Source organism: Mycobacterium sp. IDUB_37, assembly GCF_055419245.1.
In genome coordinates, this window is the sequence record NZ_JBVAXG010000003.1 from 407,352 (window position 1) to 428,287 (window position 20,936).

Sequence of the window (20,936 nt, forward strand, 5' to 3'; positions counted from 1 at the left end):
GGGTCGTCACCATCAGGACGGACTAAAGAGCACCGCGGCATTGAGATAGCCGGTCGGGTCCAACGCCGCTTTGACCATCCGCATCGCGGCGATATCGGCGGGCTCCCGCGACATTGCCAGATAGGGCCGCTTGCGGGTGCCGACGCCATGTTCGGAGCTGACGTTTCCTCCGCACCCGTCGATCAGGTCCATCATCGCCGCATACAGCGCTGGCTCTTGCTCGGCGGGAAAGCGCAGCACGTTCAGGTGCAGATTGCCCTCACCGATGTGGCCGAACAACACCGGCAGCGCGTCGGCGACATGCTTGTGTACCAACGCAACTGCGTCACGGGCGAATCCGCTGATCGCCGACAAAGGCAGGGACACATCGAATTTCAGCGGCGGCCCATACACCCCGAGCACGTCGGCAACCGATTCCCGGACGCGCCAAAGCCGTTGTTGCGCAGCTATATCCACGCCGACCGCAGGCTCGCCGCACAGCCGCACCCCATCCAGTAGGTCGGCCAGTCGTTCGGTCTGGTCGTGGTCGGCGGCCAGTTCCACCAACAGCAGCCAGTCACCCTCGACCGGGGCGCTCACCCCGAGGTGCTCACGTGTCAACACCGCGACCCGGCCGTCGATCAATTCCAGCGCGGCAATCCCGTCCACTTCGGCGAATATCCGCCCGGCTTCGACCAGTGCCTCGAGATCGTCGAAACCGCACACGGCGGTCACCCGGTGCGACGGGGCGGGGTGCAGACGCAGATCCAGCGCGGTGATCACACCCAGGGTGCCCTCCGCGCCGACGAACAGCGACGGCAAGTCATATCCGGTGTTGTCGCTGCGCACCCGGCTGTGCCGGCGCAGCACCGAACCGTCGGGGAGCGCCACGTCCAGACCGACGATCTGCTCGCCCATATTGCCGTAGCGCACCGTGCGCAACCCGCCGGCATTCGTCGAGGCCATCCCGCCGACGGTCGCGGTATCGCGCGCCGCGAGATCGACACCGAACACCAGGCCCGCAGCCGCCGCGGCGTGCTGCACCGCCGCCAGGCTTGCACCGGCACCGGCCACCACACGTCGTTCAACGACGTCGACATCGCTTATCGCGCAGAGCCTTTCGGTGGACAGCAACACATCGTCATGCTCGGGCACGGTGCCGGCCACCAACGAAGTACGACCGCCCTGCACGGTGACATGCGCCCCGGCGTCGCGACATATCCGCAGCACCTCGGCGACCTCGTACGCCGACCCGGGCCGCACCAGCGCGCTGGCCTGACCCCGATACCGGCCGGTGTGATCGATGCTGCGACCGGCCAGCACGTCAGCGTCGGTCACGACGTGGTTCGAGCCCACCAGGGCGGCAAGGCTCGCGAACATCATCCAGCGCTGAAGTCTTTGTGGTTCACGTCGGTCACCAGACCGCCATCCATGATGAACTCGCTACCCGTCGCGTAGGACGCGTCCTCGCTGGCCAGGAACACCACGAACGTTGCGACTTCGCGCGACTCGGCAGGTCGGCCGAGCGGGATCGTGACCATGTCCTCGGGCAGGTGCGCGGTCATCGGGGTCTTGATGAAACCTGGGTGCAGCGAGTTCACCCGGATGTTGAGCGGCGCAAGTTCCAGGGCCGCCGACTTGGTGATGCCACGCACCGCCCACTTGGAGGCGACGTACGGATGCACCATGGGCGCGCCGCGAATCCCCTCGATCGAGGACACGTTGATGATGGATCCGCCGCCGGCCTCGGTCATCGGGTCGACAACGGACCGCATGCCCAGGAACGTGCCGGTCAGGTTGACGTCGAGAACCTGCTGCCATTTGTCCATCCGAAATGCCCGCAACGGACCGGCCGCGACGATGCCCGCGTTGTTGACCAGTACGTTGAGCAGCCCGAATTCTTTGATCGCCGTCGCGACCGCGGCTTCCCACTGGTCGAGTTGGGTCACGTCGAGGTGCACGTAGCGTGCCGCGTCGCCGAGTTCGGCGGCCAGCGCATTCCCCTCGTCGTCACGGATGTCACCGATCACCACCTGGGCGCCTTCGGCCACCAGCAGCCGAGCATCTTCGGCGCCCATTCCGCGGGCACCGCCGCTGATCAGTGCGACCTTGCCCTCGACCCGTCCTGGTCGTTCCATTGCAGCGAGTTCCTTTCGGTTTAAGTGACCACGAGATCGTTCGGCTTGAACAGAGCCTTTCCAGTGACCAGCGGCAGGTCCAGCGTGCTCCGGATGCCGGGCGGCGCCGCGAGGACATCGGGGATGGAATTGACGATCCGCCCGGCCGCGCCCGCGATGGCAGCATGGTTGTGATCGCCCTTGCGACTGGTCGGCACGATGTCCACGGCGTAAGAGGGCTCTCCGGTTATCTCGACGCGGTAGGAGCCGGTGCCTGCCGCGGGCTGGGGCAAGTCGGGCCGCAGGTCGGGTCGTAGCCGGGTGATGTGCTCGATGACGATGGCGGGGTGGCCATTGACCATGCCGCGGATCTCGAATTGCAGCACGGCCACGGTGCCCTTGGCGACGTGGCCGACCGCGATGTCGAAGTCTTCCGGCGCCGGCTCACGCTGGTAGGACTCGACGATCTGGTCGACCTCGATGCCCAGGCCTGCCGCGAGCTGCCTGATCGCCGTTCCCCAGGCGATGCTGAGCACCCCCGGTTGCAGCAACATGGGAATCTCGTCCATCGGCCGGGCGAACCCCATATAGTTCATGACCTCTGCGCCGTCGTAGCTGGCGTAGTCGTGGATCTCCATGCAGCGCACCTGCTCGAAGCGCTGACAGGTGCTCGCTAGCGCGACCGGGATGAGATCGTTGATGAACCCGGGGTCGACACCGGTGATGAAGATGCTCGAATTGCCTTGCTGTGCAGCGGCTTCTACCCGACCGATGTACTTGTCCGGCATCACACCCCACGGATACTGCAGCAACCCCGGTGACGACCCCACCACGTTGATGCCGGCGGCCAAGATCCGCATCACGTCGGCCATCGCCTCCGGTATCCGGGTGTCGCCCATCGCGCAGTAGACGACGCACTCCGGTTGGGTGGCAAGCAGTTCGTCGAGGGTGTGCACGGCTTTGATGCCGGTCTCGACGGGAGAATCCAGGCCGAGACCGCACAGTTCGCCGGCGTCGCGGCCGACCTTTTCCGGGGTCGAGACGCACACGCCGGTCAGTTCGAACTGTGGGTCGGCGATGAGTTGGGCCAGCGCCAGCCCACCGACATTTCCGGTGCCCACATGGGCGACACGAATCGCCATCAGTGTCCTCCATCCCCAGGTGCAACGCTGCAACTTTTCTAGACAGTAGTCCATAATTTTATGAGGGATGCAGCGGCACTATGGTTGATTTGTGTCGCAGCGTGAGGACGTGAAATTCACCTCTGGTAACGACCGGATCAGCGCCTGGTTGTACCGGCCCGAGCAGCCAGACGGCCCTGTACCCCTGTTGGTCATGGCACACGGTCTGGGCGCGGTGCGCACGATGCGGTTGGACGCCTACGCCGAACGGTTCAGCGCGGCTGGCTTTGCGTGCCTGGTGTTCGACTACCGCCACTTCGGCGACAGCGAGGGCGAGCCGCGCCAACTGCTCGACATCGACACGCAACTCGCTGACTGGGCAGCAGCAGTCGCATATGGGCGGACCGTGGCCGGCACTGACCCGAATCGGATCGCCCTGTGGGGTACCTCTTTTGGCGGCGGCCATGTGATCGCTTCGGCGGCCCGGCTACCGGGTATCGCCGCTGCGGTGGCACAGTGCCCGTTCACCGACGGGTTCGCCTCGATCGGCGCGATCAACCCGGTGACCGCCTCGCGAGTCACGGCACGCGCCGTGCGTGACATCGTTGCGGGGCGACGAGGCAAACCTCCGGTGATGATCCCGACGGCGGGCAGGCCGAACGAGGTCGCGTTGATGACCGCGCCCGATGCGTACTCGGGATACCTGCGCCTGGTCCCGGATGGGGTTGAGCTGCGTAACGAGGTGGCCGCCCGTATCGGATTGAAGGTGCTGGTCTACCGGCCGGGGCGCAGCGCTGCCAAGATCTCCTGCCCGATCCTGTTCTGCGTGTGCGAGAGCGACACAGTGGCACCGGCCGCCGCGACCCTGCGACACGCGGCCAAAGCACCGCGGGGCGAAATCAAAACCTATCCGGAAGGCCATTTCGCGATCTACGTCGACGAGGCGTTCGAACGCGTGATCGCCGACCAGATCGCCTTCTTGCATAAGCATTTACACATCACGACTTAGCTCCATGGTCGCGACCCGCTGCACTCGGCTGCACCGCGTTTGCGATAACGACTTAGGCGCAAGTTAAGAAGCTTGCCGAAACGCCAGACTTCCCGCCTGCACCGCTCTACTCTCTGTTGAAACCTAATACCCGCGGTTTCGGGTAGTTCGAGGTGGACCGGGACGGGGGTCCGGTCGTCGGGAAGGACGGGGAAAATGTCGTATCTGGTTACTGCGCCTCAGACATTGGGGGCAGCAGCGACCGACCTGGACGGTATCGCCGCGGCGATTCAGGAAGCCAACGCCGCCGCGGCCGGCCGGACATCCGGCCTCGCGGCTGCGGCCGGCGACGAAGTGTCTGAGGCAATCGCCAGTCTTTTCAACACGTTCGGCGACGAATACCAGGCAATCACCCGACAGACGGCGGCGTTCCAGAGCGAGTTCACCCTCGCGCTGACCAACGCGGCGAATGCCTACGCGCTGGCCGAGGCCACCAATGGCGCTCTACTCAACGGCGCGGCGCAGTCCCTGCTGGGGCAGACTCCGACTGCGGCAGCAGCCCCCGCAGCCACCGTCGCGCTGATCATGGGTGGCACCAACAATCCACTGCCAACGATCGAGTACATCGACGACGTCTACGACAACTACATCCGTCCGCTCCTTGGCCCGATCCAACGGTTTGGCGTGTTCACCCCGGAGCAGTTCTGGCCGGCGACACCGAATCTCAAAGGCAATCTGACCTACACGCAGTCCGTCGGCGAAGGCGTGCGACTGCTGAACAACGCGATCAATCAACAACTCGCGCTCAACAACGACGTGGTGGCGTTCGGATATTCGCAGAGCTCCTCGATCATCAACAACGAGATCCTCAACCTGATGGCGACCGGTTCACCACATACCGACAGCCTGTCCTTCATTCTCGCCGCCGCGGGTAACAACCCCAATGGCGGAATCCTGTCCCGCTTCCCCGGCTTCTATCTGCCGATCCTGGACGTGCCGTTCAACGGCGCGCTGCCGGCGAACAACCCGTACCAGACCACCTTCTTCACAGCGCAATACGACGGAATTGCGCACGCCCCGCAGTACCCGCTCAACGTTCTGTCGGACGTCAACGCCCTGATGGGCTACTTCTTCGTGCACGGAAATTACCCGACGCTGGACGTGACCCAAGCGGTGCACTTGCCGACATCGCCTGGCTATGCGGGGAACACCCAGTACTACATGTTCCTGACCCAGGATCTGCCTCTCGTGCAACCGATTCGAAACATTCCCTACGCCGGGCCGGTGCTCGCCGACCTCATCCAGCCGCAACTGCGGGTGCTGGTCGACATGGGCTACTCCGACTACGGCTACGCGGACCTGCCCACGCCCGCTGGGCTGCTGGCCGTTCCCAACCCGCTCAATGTCGCGTACTACCTGGGCAAGGGATTCCTCCAGGCACCGCACGGCGCGGTGGTGGAGATCGGGGTGCAGGCCGGACTGTTGGCCCCCGAAAACCCGTACTTCCCGGACGCCTATCCCTGGGTTCCGTCACTCAACCCGGGACTGAACTTCTATTTCGGCCCGGGTATCAGCCAGCCTCCTGTCACGGCGCTGTCGACGCTCGCGGGTGGGCTCGGCGGATTGCTGCACATCATTCCGCCCGTCTTCAACTAACCAGTACGCAATATGTCCTACCTGCTCACTGCCCCAGAATCACTCGCGGCAGCGGCTTCCGACGTGGGCGGCATCGGCGCGGCCATCGCGGAGGCGAACGCCGCGGTGGCCACCCAGACCTCCGCGCTTGCCGCCGCGGCCGGCGACGAGGTGTCGGCGGCAATCGCGGGTCTGTTCAACGCCTACGGCGACGAATACCAAGCCGTCGTCAAGCAGGCCACCGTGTTCGAGAGTCAGTTCACCCGGGCGCTGTTCGACGCCGCCAACAACTACGCGCAGGCTGAAAGCGCAGCGGTGCAGTTGCTGTCGGGACGGCCGGCGGCACTGGCGCCTACTTCCGGTGGCGGCGCGACTGGACTACTAGCCCCGCCGTCGGCGCTGCTGGCCAACCCGATCACCGCGTTGATCATGAGCGGCACCGGCAGCTCGGTCCCGACCGCCAGATACATCAACCTGATCAACGCCAAATACATCCAGCCGTCGTTCGCAGGTGCGATCCCTCAGGGTCTGACGACGCCCGAGCAATTCTGGCCGCTGACGCCCCAACTCGGGAACCTGACGTTCGACCAGTCGGTGGCCAAAGGGGTGACGATCCTCGACGCCGCAATCAAAGCCGAACTGCTCGGCGGCAATCATGTGGTCACCTTCGGGTTCTCGCAGAGCGCCTCGATCGTCCACCAGGAGATCGTCAACCTGATGGCGGCCGGCGCACCCAACCCGAACGACCTGGCCTTTACGATGATCGGCTCGCCGAACAACCCGGTCGGCGGCATCCTCGCCCGCTTCCCAGGTTTCTACGTCCCCATTCTGGACGTCTCATTCACCGGCGCGACCCCGGCGAACACCCCGTACGAAACAGCCATCTACACGGCCCAATACGACGGCATTGCCCACGTTCCGCAATACCCGCTCAACATCCTGTCGGACCTCAACGCCTTCATGGGCTACATGTACGTGCACAACGTGTATCCGACGGTCACGCCGGCAGAACTTGCCAACGCGGTGGCGCTGCCGACGTCGCCGGGCTACACCGGCAACACCCAGTACTACATGCTGCTGACCCAGGATCTGCCGCTGGTGCAACCGATCCGGAACATCCCGTTCGTGGGTCCCCCCTTGGCCAACCTGGTCCAACCACAGCTGCGAGTGTTGGTGGACCTGGGTTACGGCGATTACGGGGTCGGCGCCAACTATGCCGACATCCCCACCCCGGCCGGGTTACTCCAAGTTCCCAACCCGTTCACCACGGGCTACTACCTGGCGAAGGGAATGCTGCAGGGACCGTACGCCGCCGGGGTGTCGATCGGCGAGGAACTCGGCCTCTGGGGGACGGAATACTATCCGGACAGCTACCCCTGGGTGCCGTCGGTGAACCCCGGCCTGAACTTCTTCATCGGTCAGCCGCAGGTAACGGAACTGTCGATTCTCAGCGGCGGCCTCGGCGATCTGCTGCGCAACATTCCGCCCGTCTTCAACTGACAGGTACTGACGCCCGTCACGGCCCCAGCGGAGCAGTGGTGCGGATTGTCTCGTCACGAATCAGTCCGCGCAGCAGCGCGGTGCTGAACTCGGCGGCGATCTCCTTGGCCGTGCGCCGTCCGCTCGGCCGCAGCCAGCGGTAGCTGCCCAGCGTCATCCCGATGTAGCCCAGCGCCAGCACGTGCGAGTCGCATTCGTAGAACTCCCCGTTGGCGATGCCACGGTCGATCAGGCCGTGCACGTGCTCGTAGACCTGAACTTCCTTCTCCCGCACCTCGGCGACCTGTTCGCTGGTGAACCATTCGGTGATGTAGGGCTGCTCCTGGAAGTAGACGGCGGCCCGTTCGGGGTTGCCGGCAATGCCCGTCAGCAATCGAATCGTGTACTGGTAGAGCGCCTCCCGGGCGGTCCAGGACGGGTCATCGTGCACGGCGGCCAGGGTGCCCTCGGCGGCCTGGCGATAGATGTCGAACAGGATCAGCGCTTTGCTCGCGTAGTAGTGGTACACCGTCGCCTTGTTGAGTCCGATCACGTCGGCGACATCGTCCATCCGGGTGCCGTGATAACCGCGGCCCGCGAACAGCTTCGTGGCGACCGCCAACAACTCCTCGCGGCGCGAAAGGCCACTTTCGGATGGCATGTGATGACCCCAATCAGAACTCTTACCAATCAACTGGTTGGACAGTTTAGGCAAGACCGCGCCTGTCGCCCCGACGCGGATAGGACTAGACTCCGGTGACAGACCTGAAGATGGGGTCGGTCGCGACGTTGAGAGGTGGAGTATGGACCCGAGTCCGGACTACGACGGCAGCGACGAAATCGAGTTCTTCTTCGGGTATCTCACCTGGGGCCTGCGCGGTGTCGAGTCCGGCAACGGCTACCCGCCGCCGGCCTACCCGCCCGTCTAAGCCGCCTTTTTACAGCGCTTTCAGTTCCTCGGCGACCGCGGTCACCGACTTTTTCGCATCCCCGAACAGCATGCTGGTGCCCTCGCCGTAGAACAGCGGGTTGTCGATGCCTGCGAATCCCGAGTTCATCGAACGCTTGAGCACGATGACCGACCTGGCCTTGTCCACGTTCAGGATCGGCATGCCGTAGATCGGGCTGGAGGCGTCGTTGCGGGCCGCCGGGTTGGTGACGTCATTGGCGCCGATGACGATCGCGACGTCGGTGCGGCCGAACTCGTCGTTGATGTCGTCCATGTCCTTCATGGCGTCATAGTCGACTTCGGCCTCGGCCAGCAGAACGTTCATGTGGCCCGGCATCCGGCCTGCGACCGGGTGGATTGCGTACTTGACCTCGACGCCCTTGGCTTCCAAGAGCGCGGCCATGTCCTTGACGGCGTGCTGCGCCTGGGCGACCGCCAGGCCGTAGCCCGGCACCACGATCACCTGGTTGGCGTAGGCCATCTGGATCGCCGCATCCGCAGCCGAGGTCGCCTTGACGGTCTTGTCGCCGCCGTCGCCGCCACTGGGCGCCACGCCGCCGCCACCGAAGCCGCCCGCGACGATCGCCGGGATCGACCGGTTCATCGCCTTGGCCATCAGGTTGGTCAGGATGGAACCGGACGCGCCGACGATCATGCCCGCCACGATCATGGCGGTGTTGTTCAGCGCCAGGCCCGCCGCCGCTGCCGACACACCGGTCATGGCGTTCAGCAGTGAGATGACGACCGGCATGTCGGCGCCACCGATGGGCAGCACCACCATCAGGCCCAGCACACCGGCAGCTCCGAGCAGCCCGATCATGTACCAGATCGAGACCCCACCTGAGCCGGGATGCGCGTCCAGGCCGATCACCACGGCAGCCGCAACGGCCGCAATCAGCAGCACCAGGTTGATCGGCTGCTGCAGCTTCCCAAAACCAATCGGCTTGCCGTCGATGATCTCCTGCAGCTTGCCGAACGCGATGATCGATCCCCAGAACGAGATCGAGCCGATGATCGCGGCGAACAGCGAGGCGACCACGATGTGCACGGTCGGCGACTCACCGTGTTGGAACGCCGAAAAGCCCTTGGTGTCGATGAACTCCGCGAGCGCGATCAACGCGACGGTCCCACCGCCGACGCCGTTAAAGAACGCGACCAACTGCGGCATCGCGGTCATCTTGGTCAGCCGGGCCGGCGGGACGCCGAGCACGATGCCGACAACCAGGCCGGCGATGATCAACAGCCACGACTCGGTGTGCCGGATCTTGATGAACGTGGCCGCTACGGCCAACGTCATGCCCACCGCGGCGATCAGGTTGCCGCGCACCGCGGTCTTGGGTCCGGTCAGCCCCATCAAGCCGTAGATGAACAGCGAGAACGAGATGATGTAGAGGCCGATCACCAGGTAGTTCATTTAGCAGCCTCTTCAGATTTGGCAGGAAGTGCCTTCTTCTTGCCCTTGAACATGCCCAGCATCCGGTCGGTGACGATGAAGCCACCGATGACGTTCAGGGTTCCGAACACCACCGCGACGAACAGCACGATCTGTACCGCCAGCGACGGGTGCTCGACCTCGCCGAACACCACCAGGGCGCCGAGCACGACGATGCCGTGGATGGCGTTGGTGCCCGACATGAGCGGCGTGTGCAGCGTGTTGGGCACCTTGGAAATCACCGCGAACCCGACGAACCCGGACAGCACCAGGATCGCGAGATTGGCCAATAGTTCGTCGTACATCCCTAAGCGTCCTTCCCGCGGGTCACACATGAGTCCGCGATGACTTCGTCCTCGAAGTCGGGTGCCAGCTTGCCGTCGGAAATCAGCAGGTCCAGCAGGGCCGTGATGTTCTTGCTGTAGAGCTCGCTGGCGTGCTCGGGCATAGTGGCCGGCAGGTTGAGCGGGGACGCGATCGTGACGTCGTGTTTGACGACGGTCTGGCCGGGCTCGGTGAGCTCGCAGTTGCCGCCGGTCTCGCCGGCCAGGTCTACGACCACGCTGCCGGGCTTCATCGCCTCCACCGCCGCGGCGGTCACCAGCCTGGGTGCCGGGCGACCCGGAACCAGCGCGGTGGTGATGACGACGTCGAAACCGCTGATCGCCTTTTCCAGCGCCTTCTGCTGCTGCGCGCGCTCCTCGTCGGTCAGCTCGCGGGCGTACCCACCCTCACCGGCCGCATCGATGCCGACATCCAGCCACTGGGCACCCACCGAGCGGACCTGGTCAGCCACCTCAGGGCGCACGTCGTAGCCGGTGGTCCGGCCGCCCAGCCGCTTGGCCGTCGCCAGCGCCTGCAGGCCGGCCACGCCGACGCCCAGCACCAGCACGGTGGCGGGCTTCACGGTGCCGGCCGCGGTCGTCAGCATCGGGAAGAACCGGGTGGACTCCGACGCAGCGAGCAGCACGGCCTTGTATCCCGACACATTGCCCTGCGACGACAACGCGTCCATGGCCTGCGCCCGCGAGATTCGCGGGATGGCCTCGAGCGCGAACGCCTGCACACCCGCCTGCTTCAGCGCGCCGATCGAGTTCTCGGCGTTGCGGGGCGCCAGGAAGCCGATCAACGTTTGACCGCTGTGCAGCTTGCCGACTTCCTCGGTGCTCGGCGGGGCCACCTTGACCACGATGTCGGCGGCCCAGGCATCCCCGATGGTGGCGCCGGCTTCGGTGTAAAGGTGATCCGGCAGTAGGGCCCGTTCGCCCGCGCCGGATTCGACCACCACCGCGACGCCACTGTTGACCAGTGCTGCGACCGCCTTGGGTACCAGCGCAACGCGCCGCTCGTCGGCTCCGGATTCGGCGACCACCCCGACTTTGACGAGTACAGTCTGCGCATCTGTCATGGCGCGTACATCTACTTTCCGTACTTTTCCGTACAGTTCCCGCTGACGCTCTGGCTTTGATTGCTCAGACACCGTACCTGGCAGTACCCGCGGTCCCGCAAACGTCGCTACCAGAGTGGGAATTCCTGGCCGTGCTCCTCGACCGGCCGCGGGCCGAAGATGCGTCGCTCCGATTCGGTAATCGGAACGTCATTGATGCTGGCCTCACGGCGCGCCATCAGCCCCTGCGGGGTGAATTCCCACAGCTCATTGCCGTAACTGCGGAACCACTGGCCCGCGCGGTCATGGCATTCGTATTGGAAGCGCACCGCGATGCGGTTTTCGTGAAAACTCCACAGGCTCTTACGCAGCGAGTAATCGAGCTCACGTTGCCACTTACGAGTGAGGAAGGCGACGATTTGCTCCCGACCGACGACGTGCTCGGCGCGGTTTCGCCAGTCCGAGTCGACGGTGTACGCCAGACTCACACGCTCGGGGTCACAGGTGTTCCAGGCGTCCTCGGCTGCTTGGACTTTCTCCTGTGCGGATTCCAGCGTGAACGGGGGAAACGGGGCGCGGGATTCGGTCATAACGGTTGTCATATCGTGGCGGACATGGACTTCGCAATGTCGGCTAAAGCCAGCGACTATCACAAACGACTGACCGACTTCATGACGGAGCACGTCTTCCCCGCGGAGGCCGATTACGACAAGTTCCGCCACGAGGCCGGCCAGGGCGACCACACCGTGCCGCCGGTCATCGAGGAACTCAAGGTCAAGGCCCGCGACCGCGGCCTGTGGAACCTGTTCCTGCCGGACGAGTCGGGGTTGACCAACCTCGAATATTCGCCGCTCGCCGAGCTCACCGGCTGGAGTCTCGAACTCGCCCCGGAAGCGCTGAACTGCGCCGCGCCGGACACCGGCAACATCGAGACCCTGCACCTGTTCGCCACCGAACAACAGCGCAGGGACTGGCTCGAGCCGTTGCTCAACGGCGAAATCCGCAGTGCCTTCTCGATGACCGAACCGGCAGTGGCCAGCAGCGACGCCCGCAACATCGAAACCTCGATCGTGCGCGACGGCTCCGACTACGTGATCAACGGCCGTAAATGGTGGACCTCAGGTGCGGCGGACCCGCGCTGCAAGATCCTCATCGTGATGGGCCGCACCAACCCGGACGCGGCCAGCCACCAGCAACAGTCCATGATCCTGGTCCCGATGGACACCCCGGGTGTGAACGTTGTCCGCTCGACCGGCGTGTTCGGCTGGCAGGACCAGCACGGCCACTGCGAGATCATCTACGACAACGTCCGGGTGCCGGCCACGAATCTGCTCGGCGAAGAGGGCGCCGGGTTCGCGATCGCGCAGGCCCGGCTGGGCCCCGGACGCATTCACCACTGCATGCGCGCCCTCGGTGGGGCCGAACGGGCGCTGGCGCTGCTGGTGCACCGGGCCAACAACCGGATCGCGTTCGGCCGCCCACTGGCCGACCAGGGTCTGGTCCAACAAGCAGTTGCCAAGTCCCGCAACGAGATCGACCAGGCCCGGTTGCTGTGCGAGAAGGCGGCCTGGACCATCGACCAGCAAGGCAACCGAGCCGCCCATCTGCTGGTCTCGCAGATCAAGGCGGTGGCGCCGCAGGTGGCCTGCGACGTCATCGACCGCGCCATTCAGGTTCACGGCGCAGCGGGCATCTGCGACGACTTCCCACTGGCCCGGCTGTACGGCTGGCACCGGGCGATGCGCCTTTTCGATGGTCCCGATGAAGTGCATATGCGCACCATCGCGCGAAGCGAACTGGGCCGCGAACAGTCCGCACTCGCTGCGGCGGTCACCAACCATGGCTGAGAACTCCGCGAACCTGTCGGGTGCGTGGAACTTTCGCGATGTCGCGACCGAGACCAAGGGGCTGCGGCCCGGACGGCTGTTCCGGTCCAGTGAGTTGAGCAGCCTCGACGACGACGGCCGCGCCGCGCTCCGTCGGCTCGGGATCACTGACGTCGCCGACCTGCGCTCGACCCGCGAGGTCAATAGGCGTGGCCCGGGCCAGGTCCCCGATAGCGTCGACGTTCACCTGTTGCCCTTTCCCGACCTCGCCGACGATCAGGCCGCCGACGACGACGACGCACCGCACGAGACGGCGTTCAAGCGACTATTGGTCGAAGGCGAAACCGATGAGTCCGACGAGGCCATCGAGGCCAAAGCCGTGCAGTACATGACCGAGGAATATCGCGACTTCCCCATCCGCAACGGCGCCCAGCGCGCGGTACACCGCGTGTTCACCCTGTTGGCCGCGGGGCGTCCGGTGCTCACGCACTGCTTCGCCGGCAAGGACCGCACGGGTTTCGTGGTCGCAACGGTATTGGAAGCGGCGGGACTTGACCGCGACGACATCGTGGCCGACTACCTGCGTAGCAATGACGCGGTTCCGCAGCTGCGCAACAGGATCACCGACATGATCCAGCAACGCTCCGACGTCGAGCTGACTCCCGAGGTCGAGACGTTCACCAAAGCCCGACTCTCCGACGGTGTTCTCGGCGTCCGCGCCGAATACCTGGCCGCAGCCTGGCAGACCATCGACGAGTCGTTCGGATCGCTGGACGCCTACCTACGAGACGCGGGGATCACGGAGGACAGCGTCGAGCAACTGCGCGGCGCCCTGCTCAGCCACTAACGGCGGGACAGCTTCGCGAAATGGCTTTACCCTCAACGGATACGAAACCGGCTTAGCCAACGGGGCAAGTCTTAGAGGGGCAGCATTGTCATACCTAGTTGCGCAACCGCCGGCGCTGGCCGCGGCTGCCACGCAGTTGTCGGGAATCGGTTCAACGATCGGCGATGCGGCCGCGGCGGCGGCCACTCCGACAACGACGATCATGTCCGCCGCTGCGGACGAGGTGTCGGCGGCGATCGCCGACTTCTTCGGCGGGCACGGGCAGCAATTCCAGTCGGCCAGCACACAACTCGCATCGTTGTACGACGGGTTCGTCTTCAGGCTGACCGCCGCGGTGGACTACTACGGGAACGCCGAATCGATCAATACTGCGACCCTGATCCAGGGCGCGACGACTGGACTCTTCGAACCGACGTCACCGCCCGTCGTGCCCGCAGTGTTCGCCCAGAACACGGCGATCGTCATGGGTGGCACCGGAATGCCGATACCGACGCCGACCTACCTGGCCGCCATTCAGAATCTTTTCCTGCCACCCGGCGTGGTGGTCTCATCGCTGTTCACACCCGAGCAGCTTTACCCGATCACCGGTGTCAAGTCACTGGAATTGGCGCCCTCGGTGCAGCAAGGTCTGCAAATCCTGGACACCGCCGTCTGGGGTCAAATCAATGCCGGAAATCACGTCACGGTTTTCGGCTATTCCCAGAGCGCCATTATCTCTTCGCTTTTGATGGAGCATTACATTTCACTAGGTCCGAATGCTCCGGACCCGAGCCAGCTCGGTTTCATCCTGACCGGCAATGAGATGAACCCCAACGGCGGCATCCTGGCCCGCATACCGGGGCTGAACATCTCTACCATCGGCCTGCCGTTCTACGGCGCCACTCCGGACGGCCCATACCAGACGACGACATACACCCTCGAATACGACGGTTTCGCCGACTTTCCGCGGTACCCGCTCAATGTGCTTGCCGACCTCAACGCCATTTTCGGCATTGTCACCGTGCACACCACATATGCGTACCTGACGCCGGACCAGGTCGCGTCGGCCGTCCAGCTGCCGACACAGGGGCCCACGTCGAGTACCTACTACATGATCAGAACACCGGAGTTGCCGCTACTGGCTCCCCTGCGGGCCATCCCGGTCATCGGACACCCCATTGCGGCGCTGATCGAGCCGGACCTGCGGGCTTTCATCAACCTCGGCTACGGCGACCCGAACTACGGCTATTCGACCAGCCCCGCGAACGTGCCCACCCCGTTCGGGCTGTTCCCGGAGGTGGGCTCGGACATCGTCGCCGGCGCGCTGGTCGCCGGAACCCAGAAGGGCATCAACGATTTCTTGGCGGTCACACCCACCGCGCTGACCACTGCACCGAAGATCCAACCGCCGGCGTTCCCACCGCTGACCCAACAGCACACACCCGCGGCGCCGCCCGGGATACCCGCAACGCCGGTCAACATCGCCAACACGCTGGGCTCGGTCGTCTCGACCGGCTATTCAGTGCTGCTTCCGACGGCAGATCTCGCCACGGCCTTTGTCACCACCATGCCTGCCTACGATCTGGACCTTTTCCTCAGCCAGCTTGTGCAGGGCCACATTAGGGGGGCAATCGAACTTCCGCTCGCCGCCACCGCCGGCCTGGGAGCCCTAGCCGGGATGATCGAATTGATTGCGCTGGTGGAAGCTGCGGCAGAAATCTCGCAGGACTTGCAGAGCTTGAGTTTCTGACAAAGCGGCTTCTACCACTTCGGCCGTTGCAACGTCAACCCGCCACGCGTATTTCAGTACGCACTCCTTTATTGGACAAAACTTCAATAGGCTCTCGAAGGTTGTCCGATTCGGCGAACTTCAGCCGAATTGCGAAAACGGCAGACAAGATGCTTGCCATTGTCATACGCTGACGATCCGTTCGGGTTGGAAGAATGCTGAATCACGGGGGTCAGGCCAATGTCGACTTTGTTTGCCCAGCCACAGTTCTTTACCGCGGCGGCCGCGGACATCCAAAGCATCGGCACATCGGTGGCCGACGCAACCGCCGCCGCGGCAGCGCCCACATCCGGCGTGCTGGCTGCGGCCGCGGACGAAGTCTCGGCGGCAATCGCGAATCTTTTTGGCGCGCATGGCCAAGCGTTCCAGGCCGTGTCCAGCCAGATCGAGGCATTTCAGTCCCAATTCCAACTGAACCTGTCCGCGGCAGCGAACGCGTACGTGCAGACCGAGGTCGCGGCTACGGCGGCCCTGCAGGGAGCGCTGGCCGCGCCGACCGCCGCCGCGACGGCAGCCTCTGTTCCCTTCAACGCCCTTGACGTGGTCGTCTACATCGGCCCGACCGGTGTGCCGATACCGCCGCCGGAGTATGCCACCGCCGCGAATAACCTCTACATCCGAACGGTGACCGCGCTTACCGATATTCTCTACACGCCCGAAGAGTTGTATCCGATTACCGGCGTCCGGAGTCTGACGCTGAACCAGTCGGTGGTCGAGGGTATTCAGATACTTAACAATTACGTTCAGGGCCAATTAGGCATCGGCAATTCCGTTACCGTTTTCGGTTACTCACAAAGCGCGATCATCGCCTCGCTCTACATGCAGCAACTCGCGGCCATGGGCAACCCAATTCCGGTGGGCGACCTCAACTTCGTGCTGGTCGGCAACGAGATGAACCCCAACGGCGGGCTACTCTCGCGTTTCCCGAACTTGACGCTGCCCACCCTGGGCCTGACGTTCTACGGCGCCACCCCTTCCAACACGCCATACGAAGTGGCCATTTACACCCAGGAATACGACGGTTTCGCCGACTTCCCACGGTATCCGCTCAACTTCGTCTCCGACCTCAATGCCGTCCTCGGTATCGCCACCGTGCACACCAAGTATTTGAATTTGACGCCCACCCAGATCAATAACGCCATCACGTTGCAGACGTCACCCGGTTACACCGGCAACACCAGTTACTACATGATCGAAACCGAAGAGTTGCCGCTGCTGGCACCGGTGCGCGCGCTTCCTTTCATTGGAAAGCCACTGGCAGCCCTGATCGAGCCCAGCTTGGAAGTTATCGTCAATTTGGGTTACGGCGATCCCTACCACGGTTACTCGACGAGCTACGCGGACGTGCAAACCACCTTCGGCTTGTTCCCCGAGGTCGCCCCCACCACCCTCGTCGAGGCGTTCAGCGGAGCAGGCACTCAAGGTCTGCACGACTTCAACACCGAGTTGACCGCACTGTCTGCACACCCGACGAGGGACTTGCCGGTCTTCGCAACGCCGACGGCCGCGGACGTGGTCACCAAGTTGTCCGCGCTGCCGGGACCGGAGAAGATCGTGAACGCGGTCGCGACCATCGCATCGACCGACTACGCCACCCTGCTTCCGCTGACGGACACCCTGGTCGCGTTCGGCACCACGCTGCCCCTGTACGACGCCCAGTTGTTCGTATCCCAACTCGCGCAGGGCAACCTGATCAATGCCATCGGGTATCCCATCGCGGCCGACGTGGGTCTGGCCACCGTCGCGGGCATCGTCCAGTTCCTGGTCTTCTCGAAGGCCATCGAGCAGAACATCCAGGTGATTCAGTCGCTCATTCCCTGACCGGTTTGTGCCGTTGGCGTTAAACGCCGGACAGCACAACAAGATCCGTCTACGCTTGCGCAAGTTGTCGTAGAGGGTCTTGGGAAGGAATCGTGCCGATGTCATTTTTGCTGGCTGAGTCACAGGCGTTGGCGGCAGCCGTCGCGGACATCGAGGGAATCGGTTCTTCGATCGGTGCAGCCAGTGCCGCTGCGGCCGGGCCGACGTCGACGGTGTTGGCGGCGGCAGGTGACGAAGTCTCGGCGGCCATCGCGAATCTGTTCGGCGGCTACGGCCTGGAATACCAGTCGGTGCTCAACCAGGCGGCGGCATTTCAAGGCAAATTCCAGCAGTCGCTTGCCGCTGCCGGAAATGCCTACGGCCTGGCCGAGGCCGCCGGCGTTGCGGCCTTGCAGAACACCCTCGGAGCGCCCGCCGCACAGGCCGCACCCGCCGCGGTGACACTGCCGCCGTTCACGGCGAACCAAGTCCAGTTGATCTTCGGCGGGACCGGGGTTCCGATACCGACGCAAAAGCTGATCGATGGTGCGGAGAGTCTCTACATCCGCGCCGGGACGCTGTTGAACCCGTTGGGAATCAACACACCTGAGCAGTTGTATCCGCTGACCGGTGTCCGGAGCCTGTACTTCACCCAGTCGGTCGACGAGGGCGTGCAGATCATGCACCAATCGATCATGAGCCAGATCGCCGCCGGTAAAACGGTGACGGTTTTCGGCGTCTCGCAGAGCGCGGTGATGGCGTCGCTGGAAATGCAAAACCTGGCGGCCATGGGAGCCAATGCGCCGCTGGCGAGCCAGCTCAATTTCGTGCTGACCGGCAACGAGATGAATCCCAATGGTGGCCTGCTTTCCCGCTTCCCCGGCCTGTCCATGCCCAGCCTCGGGCTGGACTTCTATGGTTCGACTCCGTCGAACACGATCTACCCGACCGCCAACTACACGCTGGAATACGACGGCTTCGCGGACTTCCCGAAGTACCCGATCAACCTGCTGGCCGACCTCAATGCGGTTGCGGGCATCGTCTTCGTGCACCCCACCTATTTCAGCCTGACGCTCGACCATGTGAACAGCGCAATCCAGTTGCCGACGTCGCCGGGCTACAACGGCGTCACGAGCTACTACGTGATTCCCACCGAGCATCTGCCACTGCTGCAACCGCTGCGTGCGATACCCGTGATCGGCAACCCCCTGGCCAACCTGATCGAGCCGGACTTGAAGGTCCTGGTCAATCTGGGCTACGGCGACCCGTATCACGGCTACTCCACGAGCTACGCGGACCAGCCGACTCCGTTCGGCCTGTTCCCGGAGGTCGCTCCGGGCACCGTCCTCAACGCCCTGTCCGCGGGGACCCAGCAAGGAATCCAGAACTTCTCCGCCGATATGTCGCAGCTGATGGCACAGCCGCCAGGACTGCCGACGCTCACTGCCCCGAGCCCGCCGACGGGTGGAACACTCACGCTCCCGTCGCCGGAGAAGGTCGTGAACGTGGCCGCCTCGATCATCTCGACCGACTACGCCGTGCTGCTCCCCGCTGCGGACATCGCCACCGGCCTGGTCACCTCGGTGCCCTTGTACAACGCGCAGCTCTTCGTCCAGCAACTCGCGCAGGGCAACCTACTCAACGCGATCGGATACCCGATTGCGGCCGACGTCGGATTGGGCACGGTCGCGGGTTCGGTTTATGCCCTCACGGTCATTGAGGCACTCGCCAACAACCTCAAAGACATCCAGAGCCTCGTAGCCTGACCGCCGGTTAATCACCGGCGCGAAACCTAAGACAGCCGGCTCCGTCCCGATATTGTTGTCCGCGTCAATTCGCGCGGTTGCCGGGGCTCGAGTAAAGGGTGATGTGGGTGTCGTACGTAGTTGCTGAGCCGCAGACACTGGCGGTAGCCGCCGCCGACATCGAGGGACTGGGCTCCGCGCTGAGTACCGCGAATTCCGCTGCGGCAAGCCAGATATCCGGATTGGCAGCGGCGGCCGGCGACGAGGTTTCGGCCGCCATCGCGGACCTCTTCGGCGCCTACGGCCTGGACTACCAGGCGGCCGCCAGCCAGTTGCAGGCTTTCCACACCCAGTTCCAGCAGTCGCTGACCCAGGCAGCTAATGCCTACGCCGCAGCCGAGACGACCATCGCCGCCACGCTGGGTGCACCCGCGCCGTCGGCACCGCAGGCGACGCTCGCCACAATTCCGCCGTTTGCCGCAAACGACGTGACACTGGTGCTCGGCGGCACCGGGAATCCCATCCCGACGTTGTCCAATGTCGCTCGGGTCAACGCAAACTTCATCCGTACCGCCAACGCATTGCAGCGATTGGTGACGCCCGAGCAGTTGTACCCGGTCACCGGTGTCCGGAGCATGACGTTCGATGCGTCGGTTCAGCAGGGCATCACGATCATGGACAACGCGATCTACCAGCAGATCAACGCCGGAAAGTCGGTGACGATCTACGGCGTTTCGCAAAGTGCCGTAATCGCTGCCTTGGAAATGCGCAACCTGGCGGCGGGCACCTCGATCTTCGGCGCGACCCCACCGACGGCCGCGCAACTCAACTTCATCCTGACCGCCAACGAGATGGCCCCCAACGGGGGCATGCTCGCTCGATTCCCGGGCGTTACCCTGCCGGGCATCGGCCTGACCTTCTACGGCGCGATGCCCTCAGACACCATCTACCCCGTCGCCAACTACACGCTTCAGTACGACGGCTTCGCGGATTTCCCCCGGTACCCGCTCAATATCGTGTCGAACCTGAACGCGATGGCGGGGATCCTCTACGTGCACGGCACCTATGCGCAACTCACGCCCGCTCAGGTCGACGGGGCCATCCAGTTGCCGACGTCCCCGGGCTACACCGGCAACACCACGTACTTCATGATTCCCACCGAGAATCTGCCACTGCTGCAACCACTCCGGGCGCTGCCGGTGATCGGCGAACCGCTGGCGGAACTGATCCAGCCGAGCCTGAAGGTGATCGTCAACCTGGGCTACGGCGACCCGAACTACGGCTACTCGACGGGTTACGCGGACGTCCCGACCCCGTTCGGCTTGTTCCCGAATGTCCCCCCGCAGGCTATCGCCGATGCCCTGATCGCCAGTGGCCACGAGGGCGTGCACAACTTCCACGCCGAGATTCAGGAGATGGCCGCGCGCCCGGTTACCGTGCCGGTCGTACCGACCGCGGCCGACGTGGCGACAACGCTGACCCGGCTGCCATCACCCGAGCGGATCGTCAATACAGCCGCATCGATCATCTCGACCGACTACGCCGTCCTGTTGCCCACCGCAGACATGGCGCTGAGCTTGAGCACCAGTCTGCCGCTCTACGCTTCGCAATTGTTCGTCGAGCAACTGGCGCAGGGCAACCTGATCAATGCGATCGGATATCCAATCGCCGGCACTGCCGGTCTGGTCACCATCGGTGCCGGCTTGGAACTGCTCACCGTCGTGTCGGCGGTCAGCAGCAACGTTCGCGATATTCAGGCTCTGATCCCGTGACACGCCCTGGCCCTCAATGCGGCCACAAAGGTTGTACACACATAAAATTCGAAATGCCTATGCGTTTGGTCGGACCGTTCTAGTCTGACAA

18 protein-coding genes are annotated in these 20,936 nt (G+C 64.2%); 10 read left to right on the plus strand and 8 right to left on the minus strand.

The genetic code is table 11. The features are described from left to right. Nucleotides 1-12: 12 nt before the first annotated feature. The 3 genes from ACZY1I_RS12555 to ACZY1I_RS12565 are packed head-to-tail and all read right to left on the minus strand — an operon-like array spanning nucleotide 13 to nucleotide 3,238. A complete protein-coding gene (locus ACZY1I_RS12555) occupies nucleotides 13-1,359 on the minus strand; it encodes an FAD-binding oxidoreductase (RefSeq protein ID WP_463755109.1) in 1,347 nt (448 codons plus the stop codon). Beyond that, nucleotides 1,359-2,117 (minus strand): glucose 1-dehydrogenase, encoded by a 759-nt coding sequence (locus tag ACZY1I_RS12560; RefSeq protein ID WP_463754724.1) that lies wholly within the window; start codon nucleotides 2,115-2,117, stop codon nucleotides 1,359-1,361. The genes ACZY1I_RS12555 and ACZY1I_RS12560 overlap by 1 nt, the downstream gene beginning before the upstream one ends. 20 nt (nucleotides 2,118-2,137) lie before the next feature. Next, a complete protein-coding gene (locus tag ACZY1I_RS12565) occupies nucleotides 2,138-3,238 on the minus strand; it encodes an NAD(P)H-dependent amine dehydrogenase family protein (protein ID WP_463754725.1) in 1,101 nt (366 codons plus the stop codon). Nucleotides 3,239-3,329: 91 nt separating this feature from the next. Between ACZY1I_RS12565 and ACZY1I_RS12570 the strand changes: the two genes are divergently transcribed. The 3 genes from ACZY1I_RS12570 (at nucleotide 3,330) to ACZY1I_RS12580 (ending at nucleotide 7,340) form a co-directional block, all read left to right on the plus strand. Next, nucleotides 3,330-4,226 carry an alpha/beta hydrolase gene (locus ACZY1I_RS12570; protein WP_463754726.1) on the plus strand — a complete coding sequence of 299 codons (897 nt, stop codon included), beginning with the start codon at nucleotides 3,330-3,332 and terminating at the stop codon, nucleotides 4,224-4,226. A 195-nt stretch (nucleotides 4,227-4,421) separates the two neighbouring features. Then, a complete protein-coding gene (locus ACZY1I_RS12575; protein WP_463754727.1) occupies nucleotides 4,422-5,861 on the plus strand; it encodes a PE family protein in 1,440 nt (479 codons plus the stop codon). Between the two features lie 12 nt (nucleotides 5,862-5,873). Continuing rightward, on the plus strand, nucleotides 5,874-7,340 hold the full coding sequence (locus ACZY1I_RS12580; RefSeq protein ID WP_463754728.1) for a PE family protein: 1,467 nt from the start codon (nucleotides 5,874-5,876) through the stop codon (nucleotides 7,338-7,340). Nucleotides 7,341-7,356: 16 nt separating this feature from the next. Here ACZY1I_RS12580 and ACZY1I_RS12585 read toward each other — a convergent pair whose 3' ends face one another. Further along, on the minus strand, nucleotides 7,357-7,980 hold the full coding sequence (locus tag ACZY1I_RS12585; protein WP_463754729.1) for a TetR/AcrR family transcriptional regulator: 624 nt from the start codon (nucleotides 7,978-7,980) through the stop codon (nucleotides 7,357-7,359). Between the two features lie 142 nt (nucleotides 7,981-8,122). Here ACZY1I_RS12585 and ACZY1I_RS12590 point away from each other — a divergent pair, with 142 nt between their 5' ends. After that, a complete protein-coding gene (locus tag ACZY1I_RS12590; protein WP_155763839.1) occupies nucleotides 8,123-8,248 on the plus strand; it encodes a hypothetical protein in 126 nt (41 codons plus the stop codon). Nucleotides 8,249-8,257: 9 nt separating this feature from the next. On the opposite strand, the gene ACZY1I_RS12595 is transcribed toward ACZY1I_RS12590, so the two are convergent. The 4 genes from ACZY1I_RS12595 to ACZY1I_RS12610 all read right to left on the minus strand — a co-directional run bounded on the left by ACZY1I_RS12595 (nucleotide 8,258) and on the right by ACZY1I_RS12610 (nucleotide 11,677). Beyond that, nucleotides 8,258-9,682: an NAD(P)(+) transhydrogenase (Re/Si-specific) subunit beta gene (locus ACZY1I_RS12595; protein WP_463754730.1), complete on the minus strand. Its 1,425-nt coding sequence runs from the start codon at nucleotides 9,680-9,682 to the stop codon at nucleotides 8,258-8,260. Beyond that, complete coding sequence (locus ACZY1I_RS12600) at nucleotides 9,679-10,005, minus strand: NAD(P) transhydrogenase subunit alpha part 2 (protein ID WP_463754731.1); 327 nt, start codon at nucleotides 10,003-10,005, stop codon at nucleotides 9,679-9,681. The genes ACZY1I_RS12595 and ACZY1I_RS12600 overlap by 4 nt, the downstream gene beginning before the upstream one ends. A gap of 2 nt (nucleotides 10,006-10,007) precedes the next feature. Continuing rightward, entirely contained in the window at nucleotides 10,008-11,108 is a 1,101-nt protein-coding gene (locus tag ACZY1I_RS12605; protein WP_463754732.1) for a Re/Si-specific NAD(P)(+) transhydrogenase subunit alpha, read from the minus strand. Between the two features lie 107 nt (nucleotides 11,109-11,215). Further along, complete coding sequence (locus ACZY1I_RS12610) at nucleotides 11,216-11,677, minus strand: nuclear transport factor 2 family protein (RefSeq protein WP_463754733.1); 462 nt, start codon at nucleotides 11,675-11,677, stop codon at nucleotides 11,216-11,218. 36 nt (nucleotides 11,678-11,713) lie between these two features. Between ACZY1I_RS12610 and ACZY1I_RS12615 the strand changes: the two genes are divergently transcribed. The 6 genes from ACZY1I_RS12615 (at nucleotide 11,714) to ACZY1I_RS12640 (ending at nucleotide 20,845) form a co-directional block, all read left to right on the plus strand. Continuing rightward, nucleotides 11,714-12,934 carry an acyl-CoA dehydrogenase family protein gene (locus ACZY1I_RS12615; RefSeq protein ID WP_463755110.1) on the plus strand — a complete coding sequence of 407 codons (1,221 nt, stop codon included), beginning with the start codon at nucleotides 11,714-11,716 and terminating at the stop codon, nucleotides 12,932-12,934. Beyond that, nucleotides 12,927-13,760, plus strand: a complete 834-nt coding sequence (locus ACZY1I_RS12620; protein ID WP_463754734.1) for a tyrosine-protein phosphatase — start codon at nucleotides 12,927-12,929, stop codon at nucleotides 13,758-13,760. Before ACZY1I_RS12615 ends, ACZY1I_RS12620 begins: the two co-directional genes overlap by 8 nt. A gap of 85 nt (nucleotides 13,761-13,845) precedes the next feature. Next, nucleotides 13,846-15,489, plus strand: a complete 1,644-nt coding sequence (locus ACZY1I_RS12625; RefSeq protein ID WP_463754735.1) for a PE family protein — start codon at nucleotides 13,846-13,848, stop codon at nucleotides 15,487-15,489. Nucleotides 15,490-15,708: 219 nt separating this feature from the next. Then, nucleotides 15,709-17,349, plus strand: coding sequence for a PE family protein (locus tag ACZY1I_RS12630; protein WP_463754736.1), 1,641 nt, complete (start codon nucleotides 15,709-15,711; stop codon nucleotides 17,347-17,349). Between the two features lie 98 nt (nucleotides 17,350-17,447). Beyond that, nucleotides 17,448-19,094, plus strand: a complete 1,647-nt coding sequence (locus ACZY1I_RS12635; RefSeq protein ID WP_463754737.1) for a PE family protein — start codon at nucleotides 17,448-17,450, stop codon at nucleotides 19,092-19,094. A 107-nt stretch (nucleotides 19,095-19,201) separates the two neighbouring features. Then, on the plus strand, nucleotides 19,202-20,845 hold the full coding sequence (locus ACZY1I_RS12640; RefSeq protein WP_463754738.1) for a PE family protein: 1,644 nt from the start codon (nucleotides 19,202-19,204) through the stop codon (nucleotides 20,843-20,845). Nucleotides 20,846-20,936 lie beyond the last annotated feature (91 nt).

Excerpts from the sequence above, each read along its gene's own strand:
- ACZY1I_RS12555 (WP_463755109.1), bottom strand. The coding sequence starts at position 1,359 with ATGTTCGCGAGCCTTGCCGCCCTGGTGGGCTCGAACCACGTCGTGACC.
- ACZY1I_RS12560 (WP_463754724.1), bottom strand. The coding sequence starts at position 2,117 with ATGGAACGACCAGGACGGGTCGAGGGCAAGGTCGCACTGATCAGCGGC.
- ACZY1I_RS12565 (WP_463754725.1), bottom strand. The coding sequence starts at position 3,238 with ATGGCGATTCGTGTCGCCCATGTGGGCACCGGAAATGTCGGTGGGCTG.
- ACZY1I_RS12575 (WP_463754727.1), top strand. The coding sequence starts at position 4,422 with ATGTCGTATCTGGTTACTGCGCCTCAGACATTGGGGGCAGCAGCGACC.
- ACZY1I_RS12580 (WP_463754728.1), top strand. The coding sequence starts at position 5,874 with ATGTCCTACCTGCTCACTGCCCCAGAATCACTCGCGGCAGCGGCTTCC.
- ACZY1I_RS12585 (WP_463754729.1), bottom strand. The coding sequence starts at position 7,980 with ATGCCATCCGAAAGTGGCCTTTCGCGCCGCGAGGAGTTGTTGGCGGTC.
- ACZY1I_RS12590 (WP_155763839.1), top strand. The coding sequence starts at position 8,123 with ATGGACCCGAGTCCGGACTACGACGGCAGCGACGAAATCGAGTTCTTC.
- ACZY1I_RS12595 (WP_463754730.1), bottom strand. The coding sequence starts at position 9,682 with ATGAACTACCTGGTGATCGGCCTCTACATCATCTCGTTCTCGCTGTTC.
- ACZY1I_RS12600 (WP_463754731.1), bottom strand. The coding sequence starts at position 10,005 with ATGTACGACGAACTATTGGCCAATCTCGCGATCCTGGTGCTGTCCGGG.
- ACZY1I_RS12605 (WP_463754732.1), bottom strand. The coding sequence starts at position 11,108 with ATGACAGATGCGCAGACTGTACTCGTCAAAGTCGGGGTGGTCGCCGAA.
- ACZY1I_RS12610 (WP_463754733.1), bottom strand. The coding sequence starts at position 11,677 with ATGACCGAATCCCGCGCCCCGTTTCCCCCGTTCACGCTGGAATCCGCA.
- ACZY1I_RS12615 (WP_463755110.1), top strand. The coding sequence starts at position 11,714 with ATGTCGGCTAAAGCCAGCGACTATCACAAACGACTGACCGACTTCATG.
- ACZY1I_RS12620 (WP_463754734.1), top strand. The coding sequence starts at position 12,927 with ATGGCTGAGAACTCCGCGAACCTGTCGGGTGCGTGGAACTTTCGCGAT.
- ACZY1I_RS12630 (WP_463754736.1), top strand. The coding sequence starts at position 15,709 with ATGTCGACTTTGTTTGCCCAGCCACAGTTCTTTACCGCGGCGGCCGCG.
- ACZY1I_RS12635 (WP_463754737.1), top strand. The coding sequence starts at position 17,448 with ATGTCATTTTTGCTGGCTGAGTCACAGGCGTTGGCGGCAGCCGTCGCG.